The following is a 26744-nucleotide window of genomic DNA, read 5'->3' on the forward strand; positions in this document are numbered from 1 at the left end:
GTCTCCTCATGCGCCGGACCGGGGCCCGACGAGGTTGCAGATGGTGCCGATACCTTCGACGCTCGCTTCCACCACGTCGCCCGGCTCCAGGTACAAGCCCGTGCCCTGCCCCACGCCCGCGGGCGAACCGGTGAACAGGATGTCGCCGGCGGCGAAGCTCGAACGCGCCTGGACGAAACGCACCAGCTGCGCCACATCCCAGCTCATCTCCGCCGTGCTGGCATCCTGGCGCACCTGGCCGTTGACCTTGAGCGTCAGGCGCAGCTGCGGACTGCCGGGCCCGAACTCGTCGCGCGTGACGATCCACGGACCGACCCCGGTGCTGCGATCCTGGCTCTTGGCCGCGAACAGGTCCATGCCGATGCCGGCCGGGCCGCTGCGCTGCAGGTCGCGCGCCGACACGTCGTTGCCGACCGTGTAGCCCAGCACCGCGGCGAGCGGGTCGCTGTCGTCGATCGTGGCGTCGCCGACGACCACGACCAGCTCGACCTCGTGATCGAGCTCCTTGGTCAGCGGCGGGTAGCGGATCGGGTCGTTCGCGCCGATCAGGGCGCCATAGGCTTTCAAAAAGGCGATCGGTTGCGGCGGCGTCTTCAGGCCGAAGTCGGCGGCAAGATGCTTGGCATAGTTGGCGCCGGCCACCACCACACGGTTGACCGGTTCAACCGGCGGCAACAGGCGCACACCCGCCAGCGACCGTGCGGGACCGTCGATCGGCAGCGCATCCTGGCCCGCCGCGGCGCGTCCGGCCGCGATCGCACGGGTCAGTGCCGGCCCCCAGTCCGCGAATGCGCCGGCGATCGGGCGGACCAGCGCCGCCTCGCTGTCGACCAGCGCCCAGAACGGCGCACCGCCGTCGGTGCAGCGTGCGATCTTCATGCCGCCAGCGCCGCTGGCTTGACCGGCTCGACCAGCGTGGCCGGATCGATGTGCAGCAGCTCGCAGGCATTCTTCCAGCGGATCTTCTGCAGGTCCTCGTCGGAAATGCGCAGGCCGTCGGTCAGGTCGTGGCGGACGGCGTCGCTGCCGCCGAAGTTCGAGCCGTACAGCACGCGGTCGGCGCCGATGATCTCGATCATCGCCTGGCGCATCGGCAGCTCGTGCAGCTCGACGTCGAAGTAGAAGTTCTTCAGGTAGTCGAGCACCGGCTTCTTGTTGTGCGCGACGTCCAGGTTGGGGTTGGTCTGCGCCAGGCGGCCCAGCTGGTAAGGCACGAAGCCGCCACCATGGGTGATGTAGACCTTCAGCTTCGGGAAGCGGTCGAACACGCCGCCGTTGATCATGTTCCAGAAGCATTTCGTCTCGTCGTAGTTCATGCCGACGATGGCGGTGGTCTCGTAGCGGTCGGTGTTGGCATCCTCGCCCCAGGTGACCGACTGGTTGTAGCCGTGCACGAACATCGGCAGGTCGAGGTCGCACAGGGCTTCCCAGACCGGATCCATCTCGGGCGAGTCGAATTCCAGGCCGCCGAAATTGGCGCCGCCCGCGACCAGGCCCTTGGCGCCCAGCGTGGTGCAGGCGCGGCGGATTTCCTTGGCTGCTTCGACCGGCACGTTGAGCGGCGCATGGGCCCAGGCCATCAGGCGGTTCGGGGCGGCCGAGCAGTATTCGGCCAGCACGTCGTTGACCTTTTGTGCGAAGGGCACGCCGAATTCAGGCTCGGCCCAGTACATGTAGCAGTGCGAGGGCACCGACACCACCTGGGCGCTCTGCCCTGCCGCGTCCATGCCGGCCAGGCGGGTCTTCGGATCGGCCCAGCGCGCCAGGTACTGGTTGATGTCGAGCGTCTTGCCTTCGGCGCGCGCCTTCTGCAGGGCGGCACGGCGTTCGGGCGAGCCGAGCGACAGGATCCAGTGGCCGACGCGCAGCTTGATGTCGCCGTCCGGGCGCTGCTCGAAGAACGGGCCCCAGTGCGGGTGCTGGTTGTAGTAATCGGGGTGGGGGGCGTGGGCGTGAAGATCGATGAGCATGTGGTGTCTCCCTGTGACGATTGGTTATCCCGACAGCAGGCGCATTGGCCGGACACATCGGCCGGCCATCGGCACGGCCAACCCACAAGCAACACATGTCTCCATCCCGCGGCACTCGGTCGGTGCTTTTGCATCAGGACCTATATTGCCAAAGATAGACAGAAATGGCAAATGTGTTTAACTTTTATTTTGCACGTCGTCGCGCGACTGGCACTCGACGATCGAATACAGGAAGGCGACGATGCGCTGCGCGCCGTCTTCCGGGCGCTTGTTGGGCACCACCAGCTCGCTCAGCACGCAGCGGATCAGGAGCTCGCAGATCAGTTCGCGGTCGGTGCGGATGCCCAGGCGCCGGTCCCATGCGTCGAACACGATGCGCATCAGGTCGTCGATGCGCACCAGCGATTCGTTGAACAGGCGGCCGAACAGGCGCAGCGTGTACTCGGGCGCGGCGCGCAGCAGCAGGCGCGCCTGGCCATGCGCCGCATAGTCGTCGAGGTAGCGCACCAGCGCATGGAAGCGCGCGTTCGGCTCGGCATAGGGCGTCACCGCATCGGCCATGGCCTGCTGGAACGAGGCCCGCTTGTGGCGTGCGAAGGCATCGAGCAGTTCTTCCTGCGAGGCGAAATAGCGGTAGAAGGTACCGCGCGAGACCCCGGCCAGCGCACAGACGTCGAGCACGGAGATGCGCTCCGAGCCCTCGCGCAGCACCATCTCCTCGGTCGCCGCGAGGATGGCGGCGATGGTGGTGTCGGCGCGGCGCTTGCGCCCGCCGTCGGCGCCGGTGCTTGTGCTTGTGCTTGTGCTTGTGCTTGTGCTTGTGCTTGTGCTTGTGCTTGTGCTTGTGCTTGTGCTTTTGCTTGTGCTTGTGCTGGTGCCGGTGCCGGCCCTGGCGCCCCTGACTACATGCATGATTGGTGCTTTCCTGTGAGTCGCCGCCCGTGGCGGCGCGTGTTTCTAGGTTTCCCGCACCGGCACGTTGGCCGGTCTCGAGTTGTAGCCAGGCAGGTGCAGGCCGCCGTCCACGTGGAAGGATTCCCCGGTCACGTAGCGCGACATGTCGCTGGACAGGAACACCGCCACCGGCCCGATGTCCTCTTCGGGGTCGCCGCAGCGTCCGAGCGGGCGCATGGCCGCCGCCCGTTCGGCGAATCCCGGATTCTCGGCCGCCAGCTTGTGGAAGGTGGCCCCCATCGCGGTCGGCGCGATCGCATTGACCGTGATGTTGAAACGCCCCCACTCGGCCGCCGCACTGCGGGTCAGGCCGACGATGCCGGCCTTGCCGGTGTTGTAGTCGGCATGCAGCCAGGCGCCGAGGTCGACGTCGATCGAATAGAAGTTGACGATCTTGCCGCCGCCGCGCGCGCGCATGTGCGGCAGGGCCGCCCGCATCGCCCACCAGCTCGCCTTGACGGTGGAGGTCAGGGTCTGCTCGAGCATTTCGTCGGTCTTGTCTTCCAGGAGGACGTTCGGGGTCGGCACGAAGGCGTTGTTGACCAGGATGTCGAGCCCGCCGAAACGCGCCACCGCCGCATCCACCGCGGCCAGCACCGATTCCTTGCGCAGCACGTCGGTGTGCACGAACAGCGTCCTCCCGCCCAGCTCCTCGACCTCGCGCGCCACCTGGGCGCCCGTGTCGCGGTCGATCTCGGCAATCACCACTGCCGCGCCTTCGCGCGCGAAGCGGCGCGCCACGCCGCGCCCGATGCCGCCGCCGGCACCGGTAATCAAAGCCACCTTGTCTTTCAACAGTCCCACGCTCGTCTCCTCGTTATCGAACCTATGCCCACATAGGTTCTTATACAGATTTTCTGTTATTGTACACATTAGTGCCAACAACCCATACCAGGAATTACACATGCAGCGTTTTCGCAGGCGAATCGAGCTGGCGGGCCGCCATGACCGCCAGGGCGGACAGGTACGCGCCGTACTGGAGGATGACTTCCACCACTTCCGCGTCGTGGTCGACCACCGGGGCGGGCAAGTGACCGCGGTGCGCGGAGAAGCGCCACGCCACCCGTTCACCGCCTGCCCGGGCGCAGCGCCGGAACTGCAGCGCCTGGCCGGCATGCGCCTGGACGACATCGCGCATTCGGTCAACCTCCACACCGACGCCACCCAGCAGTGCACCCACATGTTCGACCTTGCCGGCCTGGCCGTAGCCGCCGCCGCGCGTGGCGATCGCGCCCGGCGCTACGACATCGAGATTCCGCGCCACATCGATGGCCGTACCCACGCCTTTCTCGAACGCGACGGCAGGCTGCTGCTCGACTGGTCGGTCGAGAACAGCACCATCCTCGGGCCGGATCCCTATACCGGCATCGACATGCGCCAGGGCATGGCACGCTGGGCCCTGGGCACCCTCCCCGCCGAGGAAGCGGAAGCGGCGCTGGTGCTGCGCCGCTGTGCGCTGATTTCCCTGGGCCGGCTGAAAGATATCGACAAGGAACCCCATGCCCACCTGACGGGCCGCTGCTACGCGCAGCAGCCGCACCGGGCGCCCCAGGCGATCCGCATCGTCGGCTCTACCTGGGACTTCACGGGAAAGCCGGCGGCGCTGTGCGGCGACGACCAGGCGTGGCTCGCCGACTTCGACAGCGCCCCTGTTCCCGAAGGCTTTGCCTGAAATTAGCCGTCCCGCGCATGCGCAGGACGGATGCATGGGCCGCTTGCCGGGGCCACTGGCCACCCAATGGGTAGACGACGGCGTGGCTCTACCCGACCCCTACCCACGTGCCTCACTCAGGATGACTTGCAGTCCCAATTCGCCGCGTTGTTGACATCCAGGCCGCCCGGGTTAGCCACCCCGCCCCGGAATACCGCGCGTTGCGGAGACGGGCAGAGCAGGAAACTGCGCGCCGGCAGGGCGGCACTGGCTGCGCGGTTGCCAATCAGCTGAGTTGGCGCCTTTCCATTTTCTACCCAGTCGACCAGCGCCGGCAGCGCTCGGGCCCCTACGTCCTGAGCACCAATGCCGCCGGCGCAGTGCTGCGTTCCGGGCACTTCAAACAGTAGGGCCTGCTGTGACAACTTTGCCTGCCCTCCCTGCGCCGTGGCCAATTCACCGTAAAAGCGCTGCGTGTCGGTCAGGGAGATGCCATTGTCCGCGGTGCCATGCCAGAACAAGATCTTGCCGCCGCGCTGGAAGAAGGGGCTCAGCGCAGTCGCCCTGATGTTTCCCGATGCGGGATAGACGCTCTTGTACATCGCATTCCAGCCATTGACGTCCAGGCTGTCAGCAAAGCTGAATTGCGTGGCGAAGTCGTAGGTCGGGCCAAACATGCCGCGCGATGTCGTATCGAAGACCAGGTAGCTGGCCGGTGGCAGGCGCCCGTCCGCCGGATTCATCGACCACGGCGGGGGCGTTGCTCCGAACATGAACGCGGTCCAGCCGTTCGGGTTGCCCAGCGTAAAGCCAGGATAGGTCTGTCCAAAGTCGTTCATCCCGTCCAGCACGATGCGCAGCAACCCCTGCTGAGCCGGGGTGAACAAGGCCCACATCGACGCATCCATGGAGACCTTGCCCGGATCGGAGATCAGGCCGTCGACGGCGCCGTCGGCCCCATCGAACTTCCGCAACAGTGCGGCGTCAAGTGCTTGCAGTTGCGTCGGCGATATCCAGGCATCGGGATGATCGATCAGGTACTTTCTCACCTTGCCAAACAGCAGCTGGTTGTTCACGTTGAGGCCGGGCGCCGCCACGATGACACCGTCGAAGTCGTCCGGGTACGCGGAGGCCGCCACGAGACCCATGCGCCCGCCGCCGGAGCAGCCATCGAAATAGCGGTACATCTTACGATTGGCGTTGGCAGCATCCTTCAGGCCATAGTAGGCGCGGACCACGGATTGCGTGGCCGCAGAACTGACGTGCACGCCGCGCTGGTCATAATCGGTGGCCTTGGTCCGGTCGGCGGCGAACATCCAGTTCAGCCCGGGCGTCGGACTACCCGCGTCGCTCCCGGCAAACGCATAGCCCTCGGCCAGCAGTTGCTCGTCGGGCGCAGGAATGTAGCCTGCGGAACCACCTTCGCCCGCGAAGAAGTAGCGCGCCTTGAACGACTGCGGCATGGCCACGATGAACTTGACCTGATTGCTGGTGGGCGCCGGGCCCTGGGTGGTGACATAGCCGTCGACACGGCAATAGGTAGCGCCGCTCGATGCGGTGACCAAAGACGCCGCGGTCAGGGTCGCGCCAGCCGCCCCCGCCTGCAGGCTGCTGGTGTTACAGGCCACGGCCGGCGCCAAAGGCTGGGTCGATGGCGCCGCCGCCACTGGCGACTCCTTGTCCTCGCTATCGCCGCCGCAGGCCGACAACAGGGTCGCCGTCAGCACGAGGGCACAAGGAACGCTCGGGACTTTCAATATGGATTTATTGCTCACGTTTGTCTCCACTTTCTCTGGTTTTTCTTGAATAGTGTGATTCGACGAGCCTTGGCGCCGTCCGGGCGTGCCGCGGGTTTTCCGCTGCAGCACCCATGCCCGGCGCCGAGAGGTATGACTGCTTCGCAATCGGGGGATGCCAGGTTCGCTGGCTTGCATTGCGTTGGGCGACGCTCCATCCTTGCGACGCTGCTTTTTGAAGCCCGTTGACAGTCTTTGTAAAACTGTCCAAGGGTTTTCGATCATGGCAGAACGGGGTATGCGACTGTCAATCCGTATTGTTCGATCCGGAGCGCCAGACAAAACCCTCATCGCTGCCTTCCATCCGTCTCGCCGTACTGGCGTACGGTCTTCGACGATGCGCCGGCCGGCCGCATCCCTTGCCCGGAGAGTTTTGTTGGACGCGCTTATCTGGCTACCGCTGCGCCACTGCGGCTTGCCCCAGCTTTTGTCGGCGTTCGCGCTTGCGCAAACATCGACAGCCGATTGCGCAGCGCTTTGCGCGCGTCTGCGCAGGGGCTGGGCACCAAGCGTTCATTGACGGTTGGCCGCTTCCCATTCCTTCAGGTCGAAGCCGGGCGCGGCCGCCACCGCCGGCGTGAGCGCAGGCGGTCGCGACAGGATCTTGCGCGCCGCCATGTGGTCGCCGGCGCGGCAGCACGACTCGACCGCCAGCAAGTGCTCGCCACGGAAGCACAGGACCGACACCTGGCCGGCGGCCGGATCGCCGAGGACCACATGGTTGTCGGCGCACAGCGCCAGGCCGGCGATCTGGAGCTTCAGCTTGCCCTGGTCGGTCCAGAACCACGGCAAGGCGGTATACGGAGCGGGCTTGCCCACCAGCCGCGCGGCGATCAGCCGGCCCTGGTCGCAGGCGTTCTGCACCGATTCGAGCCGGGTCAGCTGCGACCCGTTCTGCAGGCAGGGGAAGGCCGCGACATCCCCGAGCGCGGAAATGTTCGGGTCGGAGGTCAGCAGGCTGGCGCTCACCTTGATGCCGTTGTCGATGCTCAGCCCCGCTTCCAGCGCGAGCGACACGTTCGGCACCACGCCGATGCCATACACGACCAGGTCGGCCGGCAGGCGCCGCCCGTCGGCCGTGATGACGGCCACCGCCCTGCCGTTGTCGCCCTCGATTTCCGACACCGCGCTGCGGAAGTTGAAATGCACGCCCCAGCTTTCATGGGCGGCGCGGAACACTTCGGACATCTGCGGCGAGATGGCGCGCGCCATGGGCCGTTCGCCCAGTTCCAGCACCTCGACCGCGGCCCCTTCGGCCGCCGCCACCGCGGCGAACTCCAGGCCGATGAAGCCGGCGCCGATGACGACCACCCGGCGCGCCGTCTTGAGCAGCGGCGCCACCGCGTCGGCATCGGCCCGGGTCTTGATCCCGAACACGCCCGACAGGCCGGCCCCGGGCACCGCCAGCGGGCGATTGTGGGCGCCGGTCGCCAGCACCAGGTGGTCGTAGTCGAGCGCCGCGCCGGAGGCCAGCACCAGGCGCCGGTTCTGGCGGTCGATCGCCGCGCCCCGGTCGGCCAGCAGCTCGATGCGCTGCTCGGCATAGAATTCCTCGGGGCGGAACTGCATCGCCGTCGCGCTGATCTTCCCCAGCAGGAAGGCCTTCGACAGCGGCGGGCGCTGGTACGGCAGCCAGGGTTCGTCGTTGACCAGGGCGATGCGGCCCGCAAAGCCTTCCTGGCGCAGGGACAGCGCCACCTGTACGCCGGCGTGCCCGGCGCCGGCAATCACTACGGATTGAAGCGACATGATGGTTTCCTTACAAGGTGGAGTGCAGGCCCCGTGCGGGGCCCGGGGGGCGTCAGGCGCGCGCGGCCTGTGGCTGCAGCGCGGCCTGGGGGCCGCGTCCCAGCAACAGCAGCATGGCGGCGCCTGCAAGCGTGCTGGCCGTGCAGTAGGTGAGCATGGCCCCATAGCCGCCGGTGGCGCTGAACATGGCGGCGAAGGCCAGCGGCGCGCCGGCCGATGCCACCGTGATCAAGCCCTGGTGCAGGCCGAAGATGCGCCCGTAGTCCTTCAGCCCGAAATAGCGCGCCATCAGGAAGGCTGCGATATCGAATTCGGCGCCGGCGCCGAGGCCCGCGAGCGCCGCCGCGAAGCTGAGCATGGCGATATCGTCGTTCCCGGACAGGAAGATCATGGTGCCGATGGCCGGCAGCGCCAGGCTGACGGCAGCCACGCCCGGTGGCCACAGGCGGTCGAGCAGGTAGCCGACGATCAAGCGGCCCAGCACCAGCGCGATGCCGAACCAGGCGAACACCTGGGCGGCTGCGCCCGCATCCAGCCCGCGGTCGCGCAGCATCGGCACCGTGCTCGTGACGACGCCCATCACGGCCGAGACGACCAGGCACAAGGCCAGGTTGCAGATCCAGTACTTGGGCGAGGCCAGCGCCTCGCGGAAGGCCATTCCCGTGACCGGCGCCGCGGCGGCGATCCCCGGCTCGACGGCAGCCCCCGTTTCCGGCAGCCGGAACCAGGCCAGCGTGAGCGGAATGCCGATCACGACATTGACCAGCGCAAGGATGACGAACGGCGCCTGCCAGCCCCAGTTCGCCACGCCCCATGCAAACAGCGGCGGCGTCAGCGCGGCCGTGATGCCGGTACCGGACAGGCCCAGCGCGAGGGCCAGGCCGCGGTTGCGCAGGAACCAGAGGTTGAGCAGCTGGGTCCATGTCACGGCCAGCGCGCCCATGCCCACGATCGGCAGCAGGAAGAAGGCCGCGTACAGGGTCCACACCGGTCCGCCGATCTGGGTGGTGGCCAGGTAGCCGAGCGCCATCGTCAGCAGCGACACCACGGTGACGCGCTTGATGCCGAAGCGCAGGTTGAGCCAGCCCACCAGCTGCAGGCCGACCACCGCGCCGCCGAACAGGAAGCTGATCGCCGCCTGCAGTGCCGGGCGCTCCCAGCCGAATTCGGCCTGCAGCGGGATCACCAGCACGCCGAAGCCGTACAGCAGGGCGGCATTAATGCTGATCATGATGCCGGTGATGGCCAGCAGCAGTACGCGCCAGGATTGCTTGAACTCGGCGAAGTCGATCGCCGCGCCGTTCTTTGTTGCGACCATGATTGTCTCCATTTAGGTCGTGGATGCGGCGCCCTGGCTCTGCGGCAGGTAGCGCCGGCGTGACTGTTGCCGTGCCGCTCAGGGCAGCCTGATTCTCGTGCGCAGGGTGCCGATGCCCTCGACTTCGAGCTCGATCAGGTCGTCCGGCTTCAGGTAGCGCAGTTGCTCCAGGCCGCAGCCGTTGCCGACCGTGCCCGAACCGAGCACTTCGCCGGGATACAGGGTTTCGGAGCGCGAGATATGGGCGATCAGGTCCTCGAACTGCCAGCGCATGTCGCGCGTCGATCCCCTGCCCCACTCTTCGCCGTTGACGCGCGCGACCATGGTGAGGTCATACGGGTCGGGCAGCTCGTCGGCGGTGACCAGGCAAGGCCCCATCACGTTGCCGGTGTCGAAATCCTTGCTCTTGGCCGGACCCAGCATGCCGCCCATTTCGACCGCCTGCGTATCGCGCGCGCTCATGTCGTTGAAGATCGTATAGCCGACGATGTAGTCGCGCGCCTTCTCGCGCGGGACATCCTTGGCCTTGCTGCCGATGTAGCAGGCGAATTCGAGCTCGAAGTCCATCGCCTTGCTGTAGGCCGGCCAGATCACGTCCTCGTCTGGCCCGATAACGGCGAAGCGGTTGCACTTGTAATAGATGGGCTGGCGGTTGAAGGTGGCGATCACGCGTTCGTCGGCACGGGTGCTCATCTGGGCAAGCGCTTCTTCCGGATTCGGGAGGTGGGCGACGCGTGCGCGGCGGGCAGCGGCGAAGCTCTGCTTCAGGTGCAGTTCGAAACAGGAGCAGTCGCGCATCTGGGGCGGCGGCTGGATCGGGGCGCACAATTTCACCGACGCGCGCTCGATGACCGAGGCGCCTGGCGCCAGCGCCACCATGCGCCGCGCTTCCATCATCGCTTCCTCGCCCGCCTCGACCAGGGCCAGGATGCTGTTGAAGGCCGGCCACGCACCGAGACCGGTGCTCCTGGCGGCGATGCTCAGGTCGACGATGGCGCTGTCCGATTCGATCAGTGCGCCGGGGCGCATCATGCCGTGTTCGTCACGGTAGGTAACGAGTCTCATTGCTTGTCTCCATGGGGCCGGTACCGCCGGTGGCGGCCTGGCCCTCCTTGTAGTGGATCGGGCGCCCGCACGGGCGCGCTGCTTGCCGGCGCTGCTTTCTAGACCCGGCCGTTCACCGGGATGCATGCGCCGGTCAGCGCCGAGGCGTCGCCGGACAGCAGGAAGGCGACCACCGCCGCCAGCTGGCTTGGGGCCACCCAGCGGCTGGCGTCGGCATCCGGCATGTCGGCGCGGTTCGCCGGTGTATCGATGATGCTCGGCAGGACCGCGTTGACGGTGATGCCGCGGTCCTTCAGTTCCTCGGCAAGCGCTTCGGTCAGCCGCGCCACCCCGGCCTTGGACGCGGCGTAGGCGCCCATGCCCATGCCGGCCTTGTGCGCCGCGGCCGCACCGACATTCACGATGCGCCCGGCGCCGCGCGCCAGCAGGTGCGGCAGCGCCGCGCGACAGCTGGCCACCGCAGTGCGCAGGTTGGTGTCGTACATGCGGTCCCAGGAAGCGAGCGCGCCGCCTTCGACCGTCTCCCAGGTGAAGCCGCCCGCGACATTGACAATGCCGTCGATCCCGCCCAGCGCTTCGCGCACCTGGCCATAGGCTGCCTGGCAGGCCTGTTCGTCGGCCAGTTCGACGCCGCCGAGCGCGAGCGCGACGGCGGGCAGGCCGCTCGAAGGGACGGCCGCGCGGTCGAGCAGCGCGACCCGCGCGCCGTCGGCATGGAGGCGCTGCGCGACGGCGCGGCCAAGCGTGCCGAAGCCGCCGGTGATGACGATGATGCGGGTGTCGAGTGGTGCGGGCATGGCTGGTCTTTCCGATCGGGTCAGGTGGCAACAGGCAGCAATTGCAGGAACTTGATGAAAACTTTAAACAGATTTTCCAATTCTGTCTACATAGTTGTAGAATCGTTGCATCGACAGCGGCAGCGCCGCAGTGGCACCGCGTCTCTCCGAAAGTCCAGCACATGACAAGAAAACTCCCGGCGCTTACTCCAGACAACAGCGCCTTCTGGCAAGGCGGCGCGCAGCAGGAGTTGCGCATGCACCACTGCGACGCCTGCGCACGCTTCTTCCACCCGCCGGCGCCGGTCTGCCCGCAGTGCCTGGGCGCCCAGGTCGGCCCCAGGCCGGTGTCGGGCCGGGGGACAGTGCACACCTATACCGTCAACCACCAGCCCTGGCGCCCCGACCTGAAGGAACCGTATGTGGTGGCCATCGTCGAGCTGGCGGACCAGCAGGGACTGCGCTTCGTCACCAACATCGTCGGCACCCCACCCGCCGAGGTGCACATCGGCATGCCGGTGCGCGTGCGCTTCGAGCAGGTCGAGGACGTCTGGCTTCCACTCTTCGAAAAGGCGGCATGATGTTCGACCGGATCTACGAAAAAGACGTCGCGATCAGCGGCATCGGCCAGTCCGAAGTCGGGCGCCCTTCGGGCAAGTCCGCGATGCGGCTCACGCTCGACGCCTGCCTGGAAGCGATCGCGGACGCTGGCCTGAGCCGCGACGACATCGACGGCGTGTCATGCTGGCCCGGCGACAACAACAATGGCGATGCCTTTTCCCCGGTCGGCCCCAATGCGCTCATCGGCACCCTGGGCCTGAAGGTCAACTGGTATGGCGGCGGCTACGAAGGACCGGGGCCGCTGGCCGGCGTGATCAACGGCGCGATGGCGATCGCGGCCGGGCTGTGCCGCCATGTGCTGGTGTTCCGCACCATTACCGAAGCGACCCGGCGCCAGACCGACAAGGGCGCCAGCGCGCTCACCAACAAGACGGTCGGCCGCGACAACAGCTTTTTCTGGCAGTGGTACACACCCTTCAATGTGCTCTCCGGGGCCAACCTGATGGCGATGTATGCGCAGCGCCACTTCCACGACTACGGCACCACGCCGGAACAGCTGGCCCAGATCGCCCTCACCTGCCGCGCCAATGCCGTACTCAATCCGAAGGCGGTGTTCCGCACCCCGCTGTCGATGGATGAGTACATGGCCTCGCGCATGATCTCGACCCCGCTGCGCATGCTCGACTGCGACGTGCACTGCGACGCCTCCACCGCCATCATCCTGTCGCGCGCCGATGCGGCGGCGCACGGTCCCAACCCGCCGATCCGCATCGAGGCGATCGGCGCCGCCCTGCACCAGCCATGGTCCTGGGACCAGATCGACCTGACCGCGATGGCCACGCGCGACGCGGCCGACATGATGTGGGCGCGCACCGATCTCACACCCGCCGACGTCGGCACTGCCCAGCTCTACGACGGCTTCTCGATCCTGACCATGATGTGGCTGGAAGCCCTGCGCTTGTGCCCGCGCGGCGAAAGCGGGCCCTTCGTCGAGGGCGGGCAACGCATTGCGCTTGGGGGCGAGATGCCGATCAATACCAACGGCGGCCAGCTGTCGGGTGGGCGCACCCATGGACTCGGCTACGTCCACGAAGCCTGCACCCAGCTCTGGGGCCGCGGCGGCGCGCGCCAGGTGGCGCCCCATCACGCTTCCGTGGTGGCGTCCGGCGGCGGGCCGCTGGCCGGCAGCCTGCTGCTGGCAAGGGATTAAGTACTCGCCCTTAAATAAATGTGCTTTTGGCTGCCATAACCGGCGCCGTGCTGCGTTGGCTCATGCTTGCAGTGCTCGCACTGCGGCGCACTCGCCGCCTTGCACTGCATCCGGTTCTGTTTGCCAAAGCTCACATTTATTTCGGGTCGAGCACTTGCACGCCAGGCTCGCCGTCCTTGCCGCTCAATCATTCTGACTCTAGAATGACATTTTAGAACGCGATCGGTGGCCGGAGGGCGCCCTTCGCTTACCCGGAGCGCGCATGGCACCAGATAACAGCAAGGAAGAGCGTCCCGACTCGTCGACCGGCGTGACGGTCAAGCCGGTCGTCAACGCGATCCGTATCCTGCGCTTCCTGACGACCTCCGGCTCCCCTGAGCGGGCGGCCGACATCGCGCGCGAACTGGAGATCAACCCCAGTACCTGCTTCAATACGCTGCGCACCCTGGTCGCCGAGGAGATGCTCGACTTCGATCCCCTGTCCAAGACCTACACGACCGGCCTGGGCCTGGCCAAGCTGGTCGAGCACCTCGTCACCCAGGGCCAGCGCCTCGATGTGGTGCGGCCGCTGATGCAGGAATTCGCGGCGGCCCACCACGTGACGGTCACCTTGTGGCGCCGCATGGGGAATGACCGCATCGTGCTGGTCAGCTCCGAGACCAGTCCCGGGGACCTGCGCATCGACATGGCGATCGGCCAGCGCCTGCCGGTGCTGATGGGCGCCAGCGGACGCCTGTTCGCCGCCCAGCTCGGCCTGGACGATGCGCGCCTGCGTGCCGCCTTCGACAAGCTGCGCTGGGCGCGCGCCCTCGCCTTCGAGGACTACCGGCAGCAGGTGGCCGACGCCCGCGCGAACGGCTGGTCTGTCGACGACGGCTATTTCTCCGCCGGCATCCTGGCGGTGGCGGCGCCGGTGAACGATCGCGCCGGCGCCATCGCCTATGCCATCTCGGCCGTCACCTTCCGCGGGCAGTACGACCGCGACCAGGTGGAAAAGCTCGGTGAGCTGCTGCGCAAGCTGGCATCCAAGGCCGGCAACATCCTGTTCTGACTCGCCGCACACAAAACGTGACAGATTTTCGATTTGTGTGCATAATCGTCTCACAGGCCCCAGCGGTCGGATAATTATTAAAGAGACGAATCATGAGCGATCAACAGCTTCACCGCGTAATCATCGAACGCAGCAAATGCTGCGGCTATGGCCTCTGCGCCGCCCTCTGCCCTGAAGTCTACAAGCTCGACGCCGGCGGCATCGTGTATGTCGACAGCGAACTGGTGCCGGACGAACTGCTGGAAGCGGCGCGCGAAGGCGCTGCCGCCTGCCCGGCAGAAGCCATCGCGGTCCAGGCGCCTGCCTGATCCAAGCCTGGCGGTCCACGCCAGGCGTACGCCCGACATGCGGCCCGCTCGCGCGCCGCATGCCGCGCCTGCGCGGCTGGCCCGCTTTCCTGCGGGGATGTTCCATGAATAGATTAGCTGGAAAAGTTGCCCTGATCACGGGCACCGGTGGTGGCCAGGGGCGCGTCGCGGCCCTGCATTTCGCCCGCGAAGGAGCGATTGTCGTCGGCTGCGACGTCGATCGCGCCGCGCACGAGGAGACCGCGCGCCTGATGGCGGCCGAGGGCTACACCCTGCATGGCGATGCGCCGGTGGATCTTGGCGACCACGAACAGGCAAGACGCTGGGTCGAATCGGCCGCGGAGCAGCTCGGCCGCATCGACATCCTGTACAACAACGCCTCGGCTGCGAAGTTCGGCGGTGTCGGCGACATGTCGATCGAGGATTGGCACTTCACCATCCGTAACGAACTCGACCTCATTTTCTTCACCACCAAATATGCATGGCGACACCTGGCGGTGCGCGGGGGCGTGGTGATCAACATCGCGTCGACCGCCGCATGGGGTGGCTCGAAGGCGGCCGGGATCAGCGCGCACAGCGCGGCCAAGGGCGCCGTCGTCTCGTTCACCCGGCAGCTGGCGGTCGAAGGCGCGCCGCTCGGCATCCGCGCGGTCAGCATCAGTCCGGGCTTCGTCAGGACGCCCGGCACCGCCGCCTTCGTCGACAATCCGGTCACGCGCCGGATCATCCTCGACGGCGTCCTGCAGGACCGCCCCGGCGAACCGGAGGAAGTCGTGTCGCTTGCCCTGTACGTGGCATCCGACGAAGCGCGCTTCATGACCGGTTCCGACCTGGTGGTCGACGGCGGCCTGCTCGCCATCTAAATGTGGAGCGCCTCACAAAACCCCTGGGGCAAGGCGCACCGTCGAAGGCAGTACGCTAGTACGACGAGACGATGCAACGCCGCCATAGGGGGAATTGTTGGGCACTGGCGTACCGATCACACAACAACAGGAAGAGAACACATGGACATCATCGGCATCGGCTACCTCGGGTTCGAAACCGCGAACCTGGATGCGTGGCGCGAATACGGCCCGCAAGTAATGGGTTTCCAGGTCGGCGCGTCGCCAGAAGGCGATCTTGAATCGCTGTATTTCAGGATGGACGACCGGCGCCACCGGATCGCTTTTCATCCGGGGAAGATCGACCGCCTTGCCTACATTGGCTGGGAAGCCCGGGGCAAGCTGGAATTCCAGGCCGCCGTCGAGCGCTTCCGCGAGCACGGCATCGAAGTGACGGTCGCGGACGAAGCGCTGCGCGAGCGCCGCGGCGTGAAGGAACTGGTGCGTTTCCGCGATCCGGTCGGCTACCAGCACGAGCTGTTCTACGCCCAGAAATGGATGCCGCGCTCGTTCCAGCCGGGCCGCCCGCACGGCGGTTTCACCTGCGGCCAGCGTGGCGTCGGCCACGTGGTCGTGATCACGCCCGAATACACGCCGGAACTCGAGCACTTCCTCACCGGGATCATGGGCATGCGCTACTACGGCGCCGGGGCCGGCAAGGGCAAGACCGGCTTCTTCCGCGCCAAGCTCAACAATCACACCAGCCACGACATCGCCTACGGATTCGGACCGGGCAAGGCCGGGGTGCAGCACGTCGGCATCACGGTCAATTCGGTGCGCGACGTCGGCGAAACCTATGACCTGGTGCGCAAGAAGGGCCTGCAGATGATGATGACCCTGGGCCAGCACGTGCAGGACCCGCATATGTCCTTCTATCACTTCACGCCATCCGGCTTCGCCATCGAGTGCATCGCCGAACTGGAGCCATGGCACGACGACGGCTTTGAGCTCAATCCGGAGAAGCTGTCGACCTGGGGCCATGAGCTGGTCGGGCCGATCCTCGGCACCAGCGTACGCACGCCGGAAGAGATCTTCGAGCGCTGACCAGGGACGTCAGGACCCCTTGACGAGCTTCTGCAATGCGTCCGGCTTGATGATGATCAGCCGGTTCGCATCCTTCTGCACGATGCCCTGCTGGGCCAGGGCGGCCAGCGCCCGCGTCACGGTCTCGCGGCTGGTATTGATCATGTTCGCGATGTCCTGGTGGGTCGGCAGGTTCTCGACCACGGCCGGGGCGCCCGGCTCGGCCCCCTTGTTCTTCTGCATCAGCACCAGGTAGGTGTAGATGCGCTTGGCCGTGTTGTTAATGCTCAGCAGGGATCGGACCTCCGAGTCGCGCTCGATCTTCTCGGCCAGGTGCCGGAGCATCCCCATTGCCACCGAGGGCGAGTGCGAGAACAAGTGCAGCGCGGTGGCCGCCGGCAGGAAGCCCACCAACGCGTCGGACATCGCGACGATCGACGCCGTCCGCGTGGAATTGTTGATCAGCGCGATCTCACCGAAGAAATCCCCCGGCGCCAGCATGCGCAGGCCGATCGCCCGCCCGTCCTCGGTCACGTTCACCACCTGCAGCTGCCCCGAGAGCAGGAACAGCAGGCCATCCCCATGGCCGCCTTTTTGCAGCACGATGTCACGCTTGCCGTATTGGCGGATGCGGATTTCCTGCTTGACCAGGGTGATCTCCTCGTCCGACAGCTCGGCCAGCAGCGGGATCTTGCGCAGGTGGATGTGTACTTGACGCTCTTCGGCAGGAGCCGGATCGGTGGATGGAGTGCTTGCAGTCATGGCGTATTCCGGGAATGCCGGTGGGTCAGCACTGCACCCACCGGCCACTGGCCTAGTCGATTTCCGCGACGAGTTGCGGCACGACGTCGAACAGGTCGCCCACCAGGCCATAGTCGGCCACCGAGAAGATCGGCGCTTCCGGATCCTTGTTGATGGCGACGATGGTCTTCGAGTCCTTCATGCCGGCCAGGTGCTGGATCGCGCCCGAGATGCCGACCGCGATGTACAGGGTCGGGGCGACGATCTTGCCGGTCTGGCCGACCTGCCAGTCGTTCGGCACGAAGCCCGCGTCGACCGCGGCGCGCGAAGCGCCCATGGCGGCGCCCAGCTTGTCGGCCAGCGGCTCGAGCAGCTTGAAGTTCTCGGCCGAGCCGATGCCGCGGCCGCCCGACACGATGATCTTGGCGGCCGTCAGTTCCGGACGGTCCGACTTGGCCAGCTCGCGGCCGACGAAAGCCGACTTGCCCACGTCGCCCACGGCGGCGATCTGCTCGACCGCGGCCGAACCGCCGCTGGCGGCGCTGTCGAACGCGGTGCCGCGCACGGTGATGACCTTCACCGGGTCAGACGACTGGACGGTGGCGATGGCGTTGCCGGCGTAGATCGGGCGCTCGAAGGTGTCCGGGGACTCGACCTTGGTGATTTCCGAGATCTGGGCCACGTCCAGCCTGGCGGCCACGCGCGGCAGGATGTTCTTGCCGTAGGCGGTAGCCGGGGCCAGGATGTGCGAGTAGCTGCCGGCGATCGCCAGGATCTGCTCGGCGACGTTCTCGGCCAGGCCATCGGCGAAGTGCGGCGCATCGGCGACCAGCACTTTGCTCACGCCGGCGATGCCGGCAGCGGCTTCGGCGGCGGCGCCGCAGCCGGAGCCGGCGACCAGGATGTGGACCTCATTTGCACCACCTGCGCCGCACTGGGCGGCCGCGGTCACGGTGTGGTGGGTAGCGCCCTTAAGGGAGCCGTTATCGTGTTCTGCAATGACGAGTGCGACCATGTTCTTTTCCTAAGTTTGTTTAGATAACCTTGGCCTCAAGGCGCAGCTTCTGCACCAGGGTCGCCACGTCCGGCACCTTGACGCCGGCCGAGCGCTTGGCCGGCTCGGTGACTTTCAGGGTCTTCAGGCGCGGGGTCACGTCGACGCCCAGGTCTTCCGGCTTGACGGTTTCCAGCGGCTTCTTCTTGGCCTTCATGATGTTCGGCAGCGTCACGTAGCGCGGCTCGTTCAGGCGCAGGTCGGTGGTGACGATGGCCGGCAGGTTCAGGGCCACGGTTTCCAGGCCGCCGTCCACTTCGCGGGTCACGGTCACCTTGCCGTCTTCCAGCACCACTTTCGATGCGAAGGTGGCCTGCGGCCAGCCCAGCAGCGCAGCCAGCATCTGGCCGGTCTGGTTCGAATCGTCGTCGATCGCCTGCTTGCCCAGGATGATCAGCTGCGGCTGCTCCGTGTCGGCCAGCGCCTTCATGATCTTGGCCACGGCCAGCGGCTCGGTCTCGACACTGGTCTCGACCAGGATGCCGCGGTCGGCGCCGATCGCCATGCCGGTACGCAGGACTTCCTGGCACTGGGCCACGCCCACCGACACGGCGACCACCTCAAGGACCTTGCCGGCTTCCTTGAGGCGTACGGCTTCTTCCAGCGCGATCTCGTCGAACGGGTTCATCGACATTTTGACATTGGCGATATCCACGCCGCTGCCGTCGGATTTGACGCGGACCTTGACGTTGTAATCGACCACGCGTTTGACGGGTACCAGTATTTTCATGCAGTTCTCCTTCAGGCTTTTTGTCGTTGGGATACGGGCGCGCCATACTGTGCCATCAGCTGCGCACGCCTCTCGTCGGTCATGTCCATGGCCTTTTCCTTCACGTGGCCGTAGCCGCGAATCTTTTCCGGAAGCCACGCCAACGCGAGCGCCGTCTCCATGCGCTCGTCCGTGAGCGTTTCGCAGAACAGGGCAACCAGGGCAAAATAGTCCTCGACCAGTTGGCGCTCGCGACGCCGTTCGGCACTCATGCCGAACGGGTCCAACGCGGTCCCGCGCAGCCAGCGCATGCGCGCCAGCAGGTGAAACACCGGCATCATCCATGGGCCGAAGCGGCGCTTGGCCGGCCGTCCGTCCGCGCCGGGCCGTGCCAGCAGCGGTGGCGCCAGGTGGAAGTTCAGCGTGTAATCCTTGCCCGGCTCGCCTTCGAACTGCGCACGCAAGGCTGCCAGGAACTCGGGCGCGCTGTGCAGGCGCGCCACTTCGTACTCGTCCTTGTAGGCCATCAGCTTGGCGAGATTGCGCGCCACCGCCTCGGTCAGCGGCTGGCGGCGCTGCCCGGGAAGATCCGCTTCGACAGCGCGCAGGCGCGCCACCGCGGCCCGGTAGCGCTGCGCATAGGCCTCGCCTCCATAGCTGCGCAAGAGCCGGGCGCGCTCTTCGACCAGGCGCTCCAGCGTCACGGGCATGTCCACCACGACCGCGCCCGTCTCCTGCGCCCTGCGGCTCTCTGCAAGTGCTGACGGATCGTGGGCCGCCAGGCGGCCCATCTCGAACGCGCGCTGGTTCTTCTCGACCGCCACCCCATTGAGCTCGATGGCGCGCAGCAGCGCCTGGCGCCCGAGCGGAATCCAGCCCTTTTGCCAGGCATAGCCGAGCAGCAGCGGGTTGGCGAAGATCGTGTCGCCGAACAGGCGGGTGGCGAGCGCGTTCGCATCGACGAACTCGCAGGCATCGCCCACGCTCGCACGCAGGTCCGCTTCCGCGCTGGCACCGGGGAAGCGCCAGTCGGGGTTCGACAGGAAGGCCGCGGACGGCACGGCGGCGCTGTTCACCACCGCGCGGGTGCGGCCGCGCCGGACCCGCGACAGTGCGTCCAGCGACGCGGCGACGATCGCATCGCAGCCGATCAGCACCGCCGCGTCGCCGGTAGGCACCCGCGTCGCATGGATCAGGCCAGTCTGCGCGGCGATCTGGATATGGCTGAGCACCGCACCGCCCTTCTGGGCCAGCCCGGTGATGTCGAGGACCTTGACGCCCTTGCCTTCCAGGTGCGCGGCCATGCCGAGCAGGGAGCCAATCGTTACCACGCCGGTGCCGCCGACGCCGGGAACCACGATGCCACAAACACTGTCCAGGGCCGGCAGGGCCGGCTCGGGAATGTCCGCAGCCGGCACGGCCTTGGCGGCTGCGGGACGGCGCAGCTGCGCCCCTTCCGCCGTCACGAAGCTCGGGCAGAACCCGTTCACGCAGGAGAAATCCTTGTTGCAAGAGCTCTGGTTGATCTTGCGCTTGGTGCCCAGCGGCGTCTCCAGCGGCTCGACCGAGAGGCAGTTCGACGCCACCGAACAGTCGCCGCAGCCCTCGCACACCGCCGCATTGATGAAGGCGCGGCGCGGCGGATCGCTCGCCTCGCCGCGCTTGCGGCGGCGCCGCTTCTCGGTGGCGCAGGTCTGGTCATAGATGAGCACCGAAACGCCGGCCGTGTCGCGCAATTCCAGCTGCAGCGCATCGAGTTCGTCGCGGTGGTGGACCGTGACGCCGGCCGGTAATCCACTGCGGTCCGCATATTTTTCCGGCTCGTCGCTCACCACCAATACCCGCACCGCGCCTTCGCCGGTGACCTGCTGGGCGATCTGGGGCACCGTCAGGGTGCCGTCCACCGGCTGGCCGCCGGTCATCGCGACGGCGTCGTTGTACAGGATCTTGTAGGTGACGTTGGCCCTGGCCGCGATCGCCGCGCGCACCGCCAGCACGCCGGAATGGAAGTAGGTGCCGTCACCCAGGTTCACGAACACGTGACGGTCGCTGGTGAAATGCATCTGCCCGAGCCAGCTGACGCCCTCGCCCCCCATCTGGCTGACGGTGTCGGTGCGCCGGTCCATCCAGAGCGCCATGTAATGGCAGCCGATGCCGGCCAGGGCGCGTGAGCCTTCCGGCACACGGGTCGAGGTATTGTGCGGGCAGCCGGAGCAGAACCACGGCTTGCGCTCGGCCGTCACGCGCGGCCGCGCCGCCTCCCGCTCCTTGGCCTCGATGATGGCGATACGCGCATCGATGCCCGCCCGCAGGTCGGCGGGCAGCTCGGCCTGGCCGAGGCGGCGCGCGATCGCCTTGGCGATCAGTGCCGGCGACAGTTCGTAGCGTGCAGGCAGCAGCCACTGACCGCGCGGCGCCGACCATTCTCCTCCGGCGCCGGAACGCTCGTCGAACTTGCCGTAGACATTCGGGCGCTCCGCGTGCGGCCAGTTGTACAGCTGCTCCTTGATCGCATACTCCAGCACCTGGCGCTTCTCTTCCACCACCAGGATCTCGCGCAGTCCCGACGCAAATTCCTGCACGTCGTCGGCGTGCAGGGGCCAGACGCAGCCCACCTTCAGGATGCGGATGCCGATCCGTGCACAGGCGTCGTCGTCGATGCCCAGGTCGACCAGCGCCTGGCGCAGGTCGAGATAGGCCTTGCCTGCCGCGACGATACCGAAACTGGCCTGCGGGGCGTCGACCACCACCCGGTTCAGGCGGTTGGCCCGGATGTAGTCGAGCGCCGCATACCACTTGTGGTCGACCAGCCGCGCCTCCTGCTCGAGCGGCGCGTCCGGCCAGCGGATGCCCAGTCCGCCTTCCAGCACCGGCGCCGGGGGCAGCACGATGTGCAGGCCTTCGGTGTCGATCTCCACCGAGGCGGACGACTCGACCACGTCGGTGACGCATTTCATCGCCACCCACAAGCCCGCGTGGCGGCTCATCGCCCAGCCATGCAGGCCATAGTCGTGGAACTCCTGGACACTGGACGGATACAGCACCGGAATGCCGCAGGCGACCAGCAGGTGTTCGGACTGGTGCGCCACAGTGGACGACTTGGCCGCATGGTCGTCGCCGACGAGCATCAGCACGCCGCCCTTGGGGGACGTGCCTGCCGAGTTGGCGTGCTTGAGGACGTCGGCCGAGCGGTCGACGCCCGGCCCCTTCCCGTACCACATGCCGAACACCCCGTCGCGGGTCGCGCTCTGGTACAGGTTCACCTGCTGGGTGCCCCACACCGCGGTCGCGGCGAGGTCTTCGTTCAGGCCGGGCTGGAACACGACGTCGTGATCGTCCAGGTGCTTCTTCGCCTTCCACAGCGCTTGGTCGAGGCCACCGAGGGGCGAGCCGCGGTAGCCGGAGACATAGCCGGCGGTGTTCAGCCCGGCCCGCAGGTCGCGCGCTTTCTGCAGCATCGGCAGGCGCGCCAGCATCTGGACACCGCTCAGGAAAATCTGGCCCTTGTCGACGGTGTACTTGTCGTCCAGGGTGACGGCGCGCAGGGCGTCATGCGTGGCGGCGGCGGCTTCAGGGCTTAGGGGCGAGTTCATGGCATGCCTAGGTCGGAAAATGAATGGTCGGGGATCAGCCGCCAGGCGCGGCCGCGGCGACGTCGAACGGTCCCGGCCGGGGCCGGCGCCGATGAATTGCCGCGTAGCCCAGCGTGCGCAACAATGATTGTCTACAGCGAGCGGGCGATGATCTCTTTCATGATCTCCGAGGTGCCGCCGTAGATCCTGGCGACCCGCGCATCGACCCACGCCCGGCTGATCTTGTATTCGCTCATGAAGCCGTAGCCGCCATGCAGCTGGAGCAGCTCGTCCAGCACCCTGCCCTGCATCTCCGAGCCCATCAGCTTGCACATGGCGCCCACCTCCGCCGACAGCTCGCCGCGCATCGCCTTGGCCAGGCAGTCGTCGACGAACACGCGCAGCATCGTGGCCTGGGCCTTGCATTCGGCCAGCTTGAATTTGGTGTTCTGGAAGTCGAACACGGTCTTGCCGAACACCTTGCGCTCACGGACGTAGGCCAGCGTGTCCTCGAGCAGCGCATCGATCGAGGCGGCCGCGCGCAGGCCGATGATGGTGCGCTCCCACGCCAGCTGGTGGGTCAGGTAGCCGAATCCCTTGTTCTCCTCGCCCAGGCGGTTCCCGACCGGCACCCGCACCTCATCGAAGAACAGCTCCGAGGTGTCCTGACCTTTCAGGCCGATCTTCTCGAGCAGCTTGCCCTTCGAGAATCCCGGGCGGTCGGCTTCGACGCACACCAGGGTGAGCTCCCTGGCGCCCGGATCGAGCTTGGTGGCGGTGACCATCAGGTCAGCGTTGCCGCCGTTGGTGATGAAGGTCTTCTGGCCGTTGATGACGTAGTCGTCGCCGTCGCGGCGCGCGCTGGTGCGCATCGAGCGCAGGTCGGAACCGATACCCGGCTCGCTCATGGCGATGACGCCGATGGTCTCGCCGCTGACCATCTTCGGCAGCCAGCGGCGCTTCTGCTCCTCGCTGCCGTAGGCGACGATGTAGGGCGCGACGATTTCCGAATGCGTGGTGAAGCCGATCGCGGTGGCATTCACCCGCGCCAGCTCCTCGATCATCACGGCCGAGTGGCCGAAGTCGCCGCCAGCGCCGCCGTACTCCTCGGGTACGGTGGAGCACAGCAGGCCCACTTCGCCGGCCTTGCGCCACACCGACTTGGGCACGATGCCGGCGTGCTCCCACTCCGCCAGGTGGGGCACGATCTCGTTCTCGATGAACCGCCGTGCCATCTCGCGGAACATGTGATGGTCTTCTCGAAAAACACTGCGCATGCTGCTTCTCCTGATTTCGGATAGGTGCGGGCCTAGCGGCCCTGGTATTGCGGTTCGCGCTTGCCGAGGAAGGCGGATACCGCCTCCGCATGGTCTTCGGTATGGTGGGCCAGCGCCTGGTAGGCGGCCGACATCTCCAGCAGCGAGTCGAGCCGCATGTGCTGGCCTTCGCGCAGCAGCCGCTTGGTCAGGCGCAGCCCGTGCGCGGGGTTGGCCGCCATGCGCCGGGCGATCGCCAGGGCGCTGGCTTCCAGCTCGGCGGCGGGCACGACTTCCGTCACCAGCCCCCAGGCCAGCGCGGTCGCCGCATCGATGGTGTCGCCGGTCAGCGCCATCAGGCTCGCCTTCGGCATGCCGACGATGCGCGGCAGCAGCCAGGCGCCGCCGTCTCCCGGCACGATGCCCAGCTTGACGAAGCTTTCGGCGAATTTCGCGGTGTCGGCGGCAATGCGCACGTCGCACATGCAGGCCAGGTCCAGGCCGGCGCCGATGGCTGGGCCGTTCATCGCGGCGATCACCGGCACCTCCAGCGTGTACAGGCACAGCGGAATGCGCTGGATGCCGTTGCGGTAGCTCTCGCTCACTTCGTATGGCGAACCGGCGAAGATGCCGCCGCGCTCGGCCATGTCCTTGACGTTGCCGCCGGCGCAGAAGGCCGGACCGTTTCCGGTCAAAACCACCACCTTGATGCCGCGGTCGGCCCGCACCATCGCGCACATGTCGACCAGCTCCTGCATCTGCGAGGGCGCTGTCAGGGCATTGCGGGTCTCGGGACTGTCCATGCGGACGGTGAGGATGGCGCCATCGCGCTCCAGGATCAGAAAGGGTTTCATGCGCGCTGCTCCATCAGGGTGTCGAAATGGCCGTCGGTCATGCCGGGCCAGAAGCCTGCCGGCCCGGCGGCGCACACCGCCCTGCCCAGCCGCTGCGACCACGCGGTGGCGGAACCGAATTCGCTGCGCCAGGACCACAAGCGTCGGGTGCTCAGGTGCAGCGCATGCTCATGGGTGAAGCCGATAGCGCCGTGCACCGCATGCGCCACGCCGGCGCCGATGCCGGCCGCCTCGGAAGCGCAGATCTTGGCGGCGATCGCCGGCAGGCGCACGATGCGCGATTCGGCCGCCGCGAACGCGGCTTCGGCCGCCATGACCGTGGCTGCGGCGTGCTCGGCCAGCACCGCGAGCTGGTGCTGGATGGCCTGGAAGCTGCCGATCGGCTTGCCGAACTGGACCCGTTCGGACGCGTAGCCGGTCGCCATCTCCAGCACGGCTTCGAGCGCACCCGCGATCTGGGCCGCACGCATCATCGCGCCGCCCAGCAGCAGCACGTCGGAGGGCCAGCCGGACGGCAAGGGCGCCTGCACGACCGGCGCAACGTCGTGGAACGACAGCGTGGCGCGCGGCTCCGACGCGGTATTCGCACTGTCCTGGCGCTGCGCCGCTTCGGTCGGCAGCAGCACGACGGCCGGCTCGGCGCCGCCGGTCACCGCCACCACGAAGGGCACCGCCCCGCCCCAGGGCACCTCCGCCGCCTCGCCACTCACCACGCCACCGTGCAGGCGTAGCGAACCCGTGGCCGCGATGCTGACCGCGCCCGCGGCCGGGGCCAGCCCGGCAGCGCCGAGCAGCCAGTTGGCCAGCATGGCCTCGGGCAGCGGCAGCGGCAGGTGATGACGCCCCGCCAGCCGCACCACGCCGCACACGTCGGCCCAGCCGGCGCCGGCGCCGCCCAGCGATTCGGGCGCCAGGGCCAACGGAAAGCCGGACTCCTCGACGGCCGCCCACATCGCGTGCGGCCAGGAACCGTCTTCGCATGCCAGCACCGCTGCGGGGCTGGCGAGGTCGGCGAACAGGCGCTCGACCGTAGAATCGAACATTTGTCTCATGATTAGCGCATTCCCAATCCGCGTGCGATGATCCCGCGGAGAATTTCGCGCGTACCGCCGCGCAGTGAAAATGAAGGGGCCTCCTGTGTCAGGTAGGCCAGCACCCGCGCGTGCTCGCTCGATCCGCGCGTGGTCGGCGCCACGTCCAGCAGCAGCTGGGCGAGTTCCGGTATCTCCTGCTCGAAGCTGGTGCCCAGGTCCTTGACCACCGAGGCCTCCCAGGCAGGGTTGCGGCCGGCGGCCAGCTGCGCCGTCACCGCCAGCGACATCTGGCGCAGGGTGAACAGGCGCGCCGTGAGGCGGCCGATCTCCTTCGCCTGCAGCGCGTCCGGCTGCCGGCCGACCTCGGCGATCAGGGTCTCGAGCAGGGCGATCGAACTGAGGAAGCGCTCGGGCCCGCTGCGCTCGAACGCCAGCTCGGCGGTGACCTGGGCCCAGCCCTGCCCCTCGGTGCCGATCAGGGCATCCGCGTCCAGCGTCAGCCCGTCGAAAAACACCTCGTTGAAGTGGCTGGCCCCGGTCAGGTCCTTGATCGGACGGATCGTGATGCCCGGCAGGCTCAGGTCGATGATGAACTGCGACAGCCCTTCGTTGCGCTTGCTGTCCGGATCGGTCCGGACCAGGGCGATCATGTAGTGCGAACGGTGGGCGTTGGTGGTCCAGACCTTCTGGCCGTTGACCACCCATTTGTCGCCCACGCGGCGCGCGCTGGTGCGGATCGAGGCCAGGTCGGACCCGGAGTTCGGCTCGCTCATGCCGATGCAGAAGAAACGCTCGCCGCGGCAGATGGCCGGCAGGTGGAACGCCTTTTGCGCATCGGTGCCATAGTGCAGGATCTGCGGGCCGCTCTGGCGATCGGCGAACCAATGCGCGGAGACCGGGGCGCCGGCCGCCAGCAATTCCTCCACCACGACATAGCGGACGAAGGGGCTGGCGTCGGCGCCGCCGTAGCGCTTCGGCAGCGCCATGCCGATCCAGCCGCGCTCGCCGAGGCGGCGGCTGAACCCGGCGTCGAATCCCATCCAGGATTCGGCGCGCCGGGTGGGAGGGTAATCTGCCAGCGCCTCCGCAAGGAAGCGGCGTACCTCGGCGCGGACGGCTTCGGCCTCCGGCGGGATGGGACTGAACTTGAACTGGTCAATGGACATGGTCGGTCATGCGGTGGAGTCGATGCGCCTGTACCGCGCGGCCGC

24 protein-coding genes are annotated in these 26744 nt (G+C 67.3%); 7 read left to right on the forward strand and 17 right to left on the reverse strand.

Annotated features, from left to right (window positions below; all coding sequences use genetic code 11):
* Nucleotides 1-6 precede the first annotated feature (6 nt).
* The 4 genes from ABIB38_RS20905 to ABIB38_RS20920 all read right to left on the reverse strand — a co-directional run bounded on the left by ABIB38_RS20905 (nucleotide 7) and on the right by ABIB38_RS20920 (nucleotide 3728).
* Nucleotides 7-879 (reverse strand): fumarylacetoacetate hydrolase family protein, encoded by an 873-nt coding sequence (locus tag ABIB38_RS20905; RefSeq protein ID WP_429206625.1) that lies wholly within the window; start codon nucleotides 877-879, stop codon nucleotides 7-9.
* Complete coding sequence (locus tag ABIB38_RS20910; RefSeq protein ID WP_429206626.1) at nucleotides 876-1970, reverse strand: amidohydrolase family protein; 1095 nt, start codon at nucleotides 1968-1970, stop codon at nucleotides 876-878. The genes ABIB38_RS20905 and ABIB38_RS20910 overlap by 4 nt, the downstream gene beginning before the upstream one ends.
* A gap of 177 nt (nucleotides 1971-2147) precedes the next feature.
* Nucleotides 2148-2882 (reverse strand): TetR/AcrR family transcriptional regulator, encoded by a 735-nt coding sequence (locus ABIB38_RS20915; protein ID WP_429206627.1) that lies wholly within the window; start codon nucleotides 2880-2882, stop codon nucleotides 2148-2150.
* A gap of 45 nt (nucleotides 2883-2927) precedes the next feature.
* Nucleotides 2928-3728: an SDR family NAD(P)-dependent oxidoreductase gene (locus tag ABIB38_RS20920; protein ID WP_429206628.1), complete on the reverse strand. Its 801-nt coding sequence runs from the start codon at nucleotides 3726-3728 to the stop codon at nucleotides 2928-2930.
* Between the two features lie 100 nt (nucleotides 3729-3828).
* Between ABIB38_RS20920 and ABIB38_RS20925 the strand changes: the two genes are divergently transcribed.
* The gene (locus ABIB38_RS20925; RefSeq protein ID WP_429206629.1) at nucleotides 3829-4596 is read left to right on the forward strand and encodes a DUF2889 domain-containing protein; all 768 of its coding nucleotides are present in this window, start codon (nucleotides 3829-3831) and stop codon (nucleotides 4594-4596) included.
* A 116-nt stretch (nucleotides 4597-4712) separates the two neighbouring features.
* Here ABIB38_RS20925 and ABIB38_RS20930 read toward each other — a convergent pair whose 3' ends face one another.
* The 5 genes from ABIB38_RS20930 to ABIB38_RS20950 all read right to left on the reverse strand — a co-directional run bounded on the left by ABIB38_RS20930 (nucleotide 4713) and on the right by ABIB38_RS20950 (nucleotide 11300).
* Nucleotides 4713-6350, reverse strand: coding sequence for a tannase/feruloyl esterase family alpha/beta hydrolase (locus ABIB38_RS20930; protein ID WP_429206630.1), 1638 nt, complete (start codon nucleotides 6348-6350; stop codon nucleotides 4713-4715).
* Between the two features lie 534 nt (nucleotides 6351-6884).
* On the reverse strand, nucleotides 6885-8120 hold the full coding sequence (locus ABIB38_RS20935; RefSeq protein ID WP_429206631.1) for an NAD(P)/FAD-dependent oxidoreductase: 1236 nt from the start codon (nucleotides 8118-8120) through the stop codon (nucleotides 6885-6887).
* Nucleotides 8121-8172: 52 nt separating this feature from the next.
* Nucleotides 8173-9438, reverse strand: coding sequence for an MFS transporter (locus tag ABIB38_RS20940; protein ID WP_429206632.1), 1266 nt, complete (start codon nucleotides 9436-9438; stop codon nucleotides 8173-8175).
* 78 nt (nucleotides 9439-9516) lie between these two features.
* Nucleotides 9517-10503: a fumarylacetoacetate hydrolase family protein gene (locus ABIB38_RS20945; RefSeq protein ID WP_429206633.1), complete on the reverse strand. Its 987-nt coding sequence runs from the start codon at nucleotides 10501-10503 to the stop codon at nucleotides 9517-9519.
* A gap of 98 nt (nucleotides 10504-10601) precedes the next feature.
* Complete coding sequence (locus ABIB38_RS20950; RefSeq protein WP_429206634.1) at nucleotides 10602-11300, reverse strand: SDR family NAD(P)-dependent oxidoreductase; 699 nt, start codon at nucleotides 11298-11300, stop codon at nucleotides 10602-10604.
* A gap of 161 nt (nucleotides 11301-11461) precedes the next feature.
* On the opposite strand from ABIB38_RS20950, the gene ABIB38_RS20955 reads away from it, so the two are divergent.
* The 6 genes from ABIB38_RS20955 to ABIB38_RS20980 all read left to right on the forward strand — a co-directional run bounded on the left by ABIB38_RS20955 (nucleotide 11462) and on the right by ABIB38_RS20980 (nucleotide 16334).
* Nucleotides 11462-11860 (forward strand): Zn-ribbon domain-containing OB-fold protein, encoded by a 399-nt coding sequence (locus ABIB38_RS20955; protein WP_429206635.1) that lies wholly within the window; start codon nucleotides 11462-11464, stop codon nucleotides 11858-11860.
* Nucleotides 11857-13050, forward strand: a complete 1194-nt coding sequence (locus ABIB38_RS20960) for a thiolase family protein (protein WP_429206636.1) — start codon at nucleotides 11857-11859, stop codon at nucleotides 13048-13050. Before ABIB38_RS20955 ends, ABIB38_RS20960 begins: the two co-directional genes overlap by 4 nt.
* Before the next feature lie 262 nt (nucleotides 13051-13312).
* Nucleotides 13313-14101 (forward strand): IclR family transcriptional regulator, encoded by a 789-nt coding sequence (locus ABIB38_RS20965; RefSeq protein ID WP_429206637.1) that lies wholly within the window; start codon nucleotides 13313-13315, stop codon nucleotides 14099-14101.
* 92 nt (nucleotides 14102-14193) lie between these two features.
* A complete protein-coding gene (locus ABIB38_RS20970; protein ID WP_313033021.1) occupies nucleotides 14194-14409 on the forward strand; it encodes a ferredoxin in 216 nt (71 codons plus the stop codon).
* Nucleotides 14410-14513: 104 nt separating this feature from the next.
* Nucleotides 14514-15272, forward strand: coding sequence for an SDR family NAD(P)-dependent oxidoreductase (locus ABIB38_RS20975; RefSeq protein ID WP_313033020.1), 759 nt, complete (start codon nucleotides 14514-14516; stop codon nucleotides 15270-15272).
* A 141-nt stretch (nucleotides 15273-15413) separates the two neighbouring features.
* A complete protein-coding gene (locus ABIB38_RS20980) occupies nucleotides 15414-16334 on the forward strand; it encodes a VOC family protein (protein WP_429206638.1) in 921 nt (306 codons plus the stop codon).
* A gap of 9 nt (nucleotides 16335-16343) precedes the next feature.
* Here the strand turns inward: ABIB38_RS20980 and ABIB38_RS20985 are convergent, their stop codons facing one another.
* The 8 genes from ABIB38_RS20985 to ABIB38_RS21020 form a co-directional block, all read right to left on the reverse strand.
* Nucleotides 16344-17075 (reverse strand): Crp/Fnr family transcriptional regulator, encoded by a 732-nt coding sequence (locus ABIB38_RS20985; protein ID WP_429206639.1) that lies wholly within the window; start codon nucleotides 17073-17075, stop codon nucleotides 16344-16346.
* Between the two features lie 52 nt (nucleotides 17076-17127).
* Nucleotides 17128-18069: an electron transfer flavoprotein subunit alpha/FixB family protein gene (locus ABIB38_RS20990; RefSeq protein ID WP_429206640.1), complete on the reverse strand. Its 942-nt coding sequence runs from the start codon at nucleotides 18067-18069 to the stop codon at nucleotides 17128-17130.
* A gap of 19 nt (nucleotides 18070-18088) precedes the next feature.
* Nucleotides 18089-18838 (reverse strand): electron transfer flavoprotein subunit beta/FixA family protein, encoded by a 750-nt coding sequence (locus tag ABIB38_RS20995; RefSeq protein WP_429206641.1) that lies wholly within the window; start codon nucleotides 18836-18838, stop codon nucleotides 18089-18091.
* 11 nt (nucleotides 18839-18849) lie between these two features.
* Nucleotides 18850-22410, reverse strand: coding sequence for an indolepyruvate ferredoxin oxidoreductase family protein (locus ABIB38_RS21000; protein ID WP_429206642.1), 3561 nt, complete (start codon nucleotides 22408-22410; stop codon nucleotides 18850-18852).
* A 131-nt stretch (nucleotides 22411-22541) separates the two neighbouring features.
* Nucleotides 22542-23666 (reverse strand): acyl-CoA dehydrogenase family protein, encoded by a 1125-nt coding sequence (locus tag ABIB38_RS21005; RefSeq protein ID WP_429206643.1) that lies wholly within the window; start codon nucleotides 23664-23666, stop codon nucleotides 22542-22544.
* 32 nt (nucleotides 23667-23698) lie between these two features.
* Complete coding sequence (locus ABIB38_RS21010) at nucleotides 23699-24499, reverse strand: crotonase/enoyl-CoA hydratase family protein (protein ID WP_313034515.1); 801 nt, start codon at nucleotides 24497-24499, stop codon at nucleotides 23699-23701.
* Complete coding sequence (locus tag ABIB38_RS21015; protein WP_429206644.1) at nucleotides 24496-25542, reverse strand: acyl-CoA dehydrogenase family protein; 1047 nt, start codon at nucleotides 25540-25542, stop codon at nucleotides 24496-24498. The genes ABIB38_RS21010 and ABIB38_RS21015 overlap by 4 nt, the downstream gene beginning before the upstream one ends.
* 11 nt (nucleotides 25543-25553) lie before the next feature.
* Complete coding sequence (locus ABIB38_RS21020; RefSeq protein ID WP_429206645.1) at nucleotides 25554-26699, reverse strand: acyl-CoA dehydrogenase family protein; 1146 nt, start codon at nucleotides 26697-26699, stop codon at nucleotides 25554-25556.
* Nucleotides 26700-26744 lie beyond the last annotated feature (45 nt).

It is taken from the genome of Massilia sp. UYP11 (assembly GCF_050434805.1).
Classification (GTDB): Bacteria; Pseudomonadota; Gammaproteobacteria; order Burkholderiales; family Burkholderiaceae_D; genus Telluria.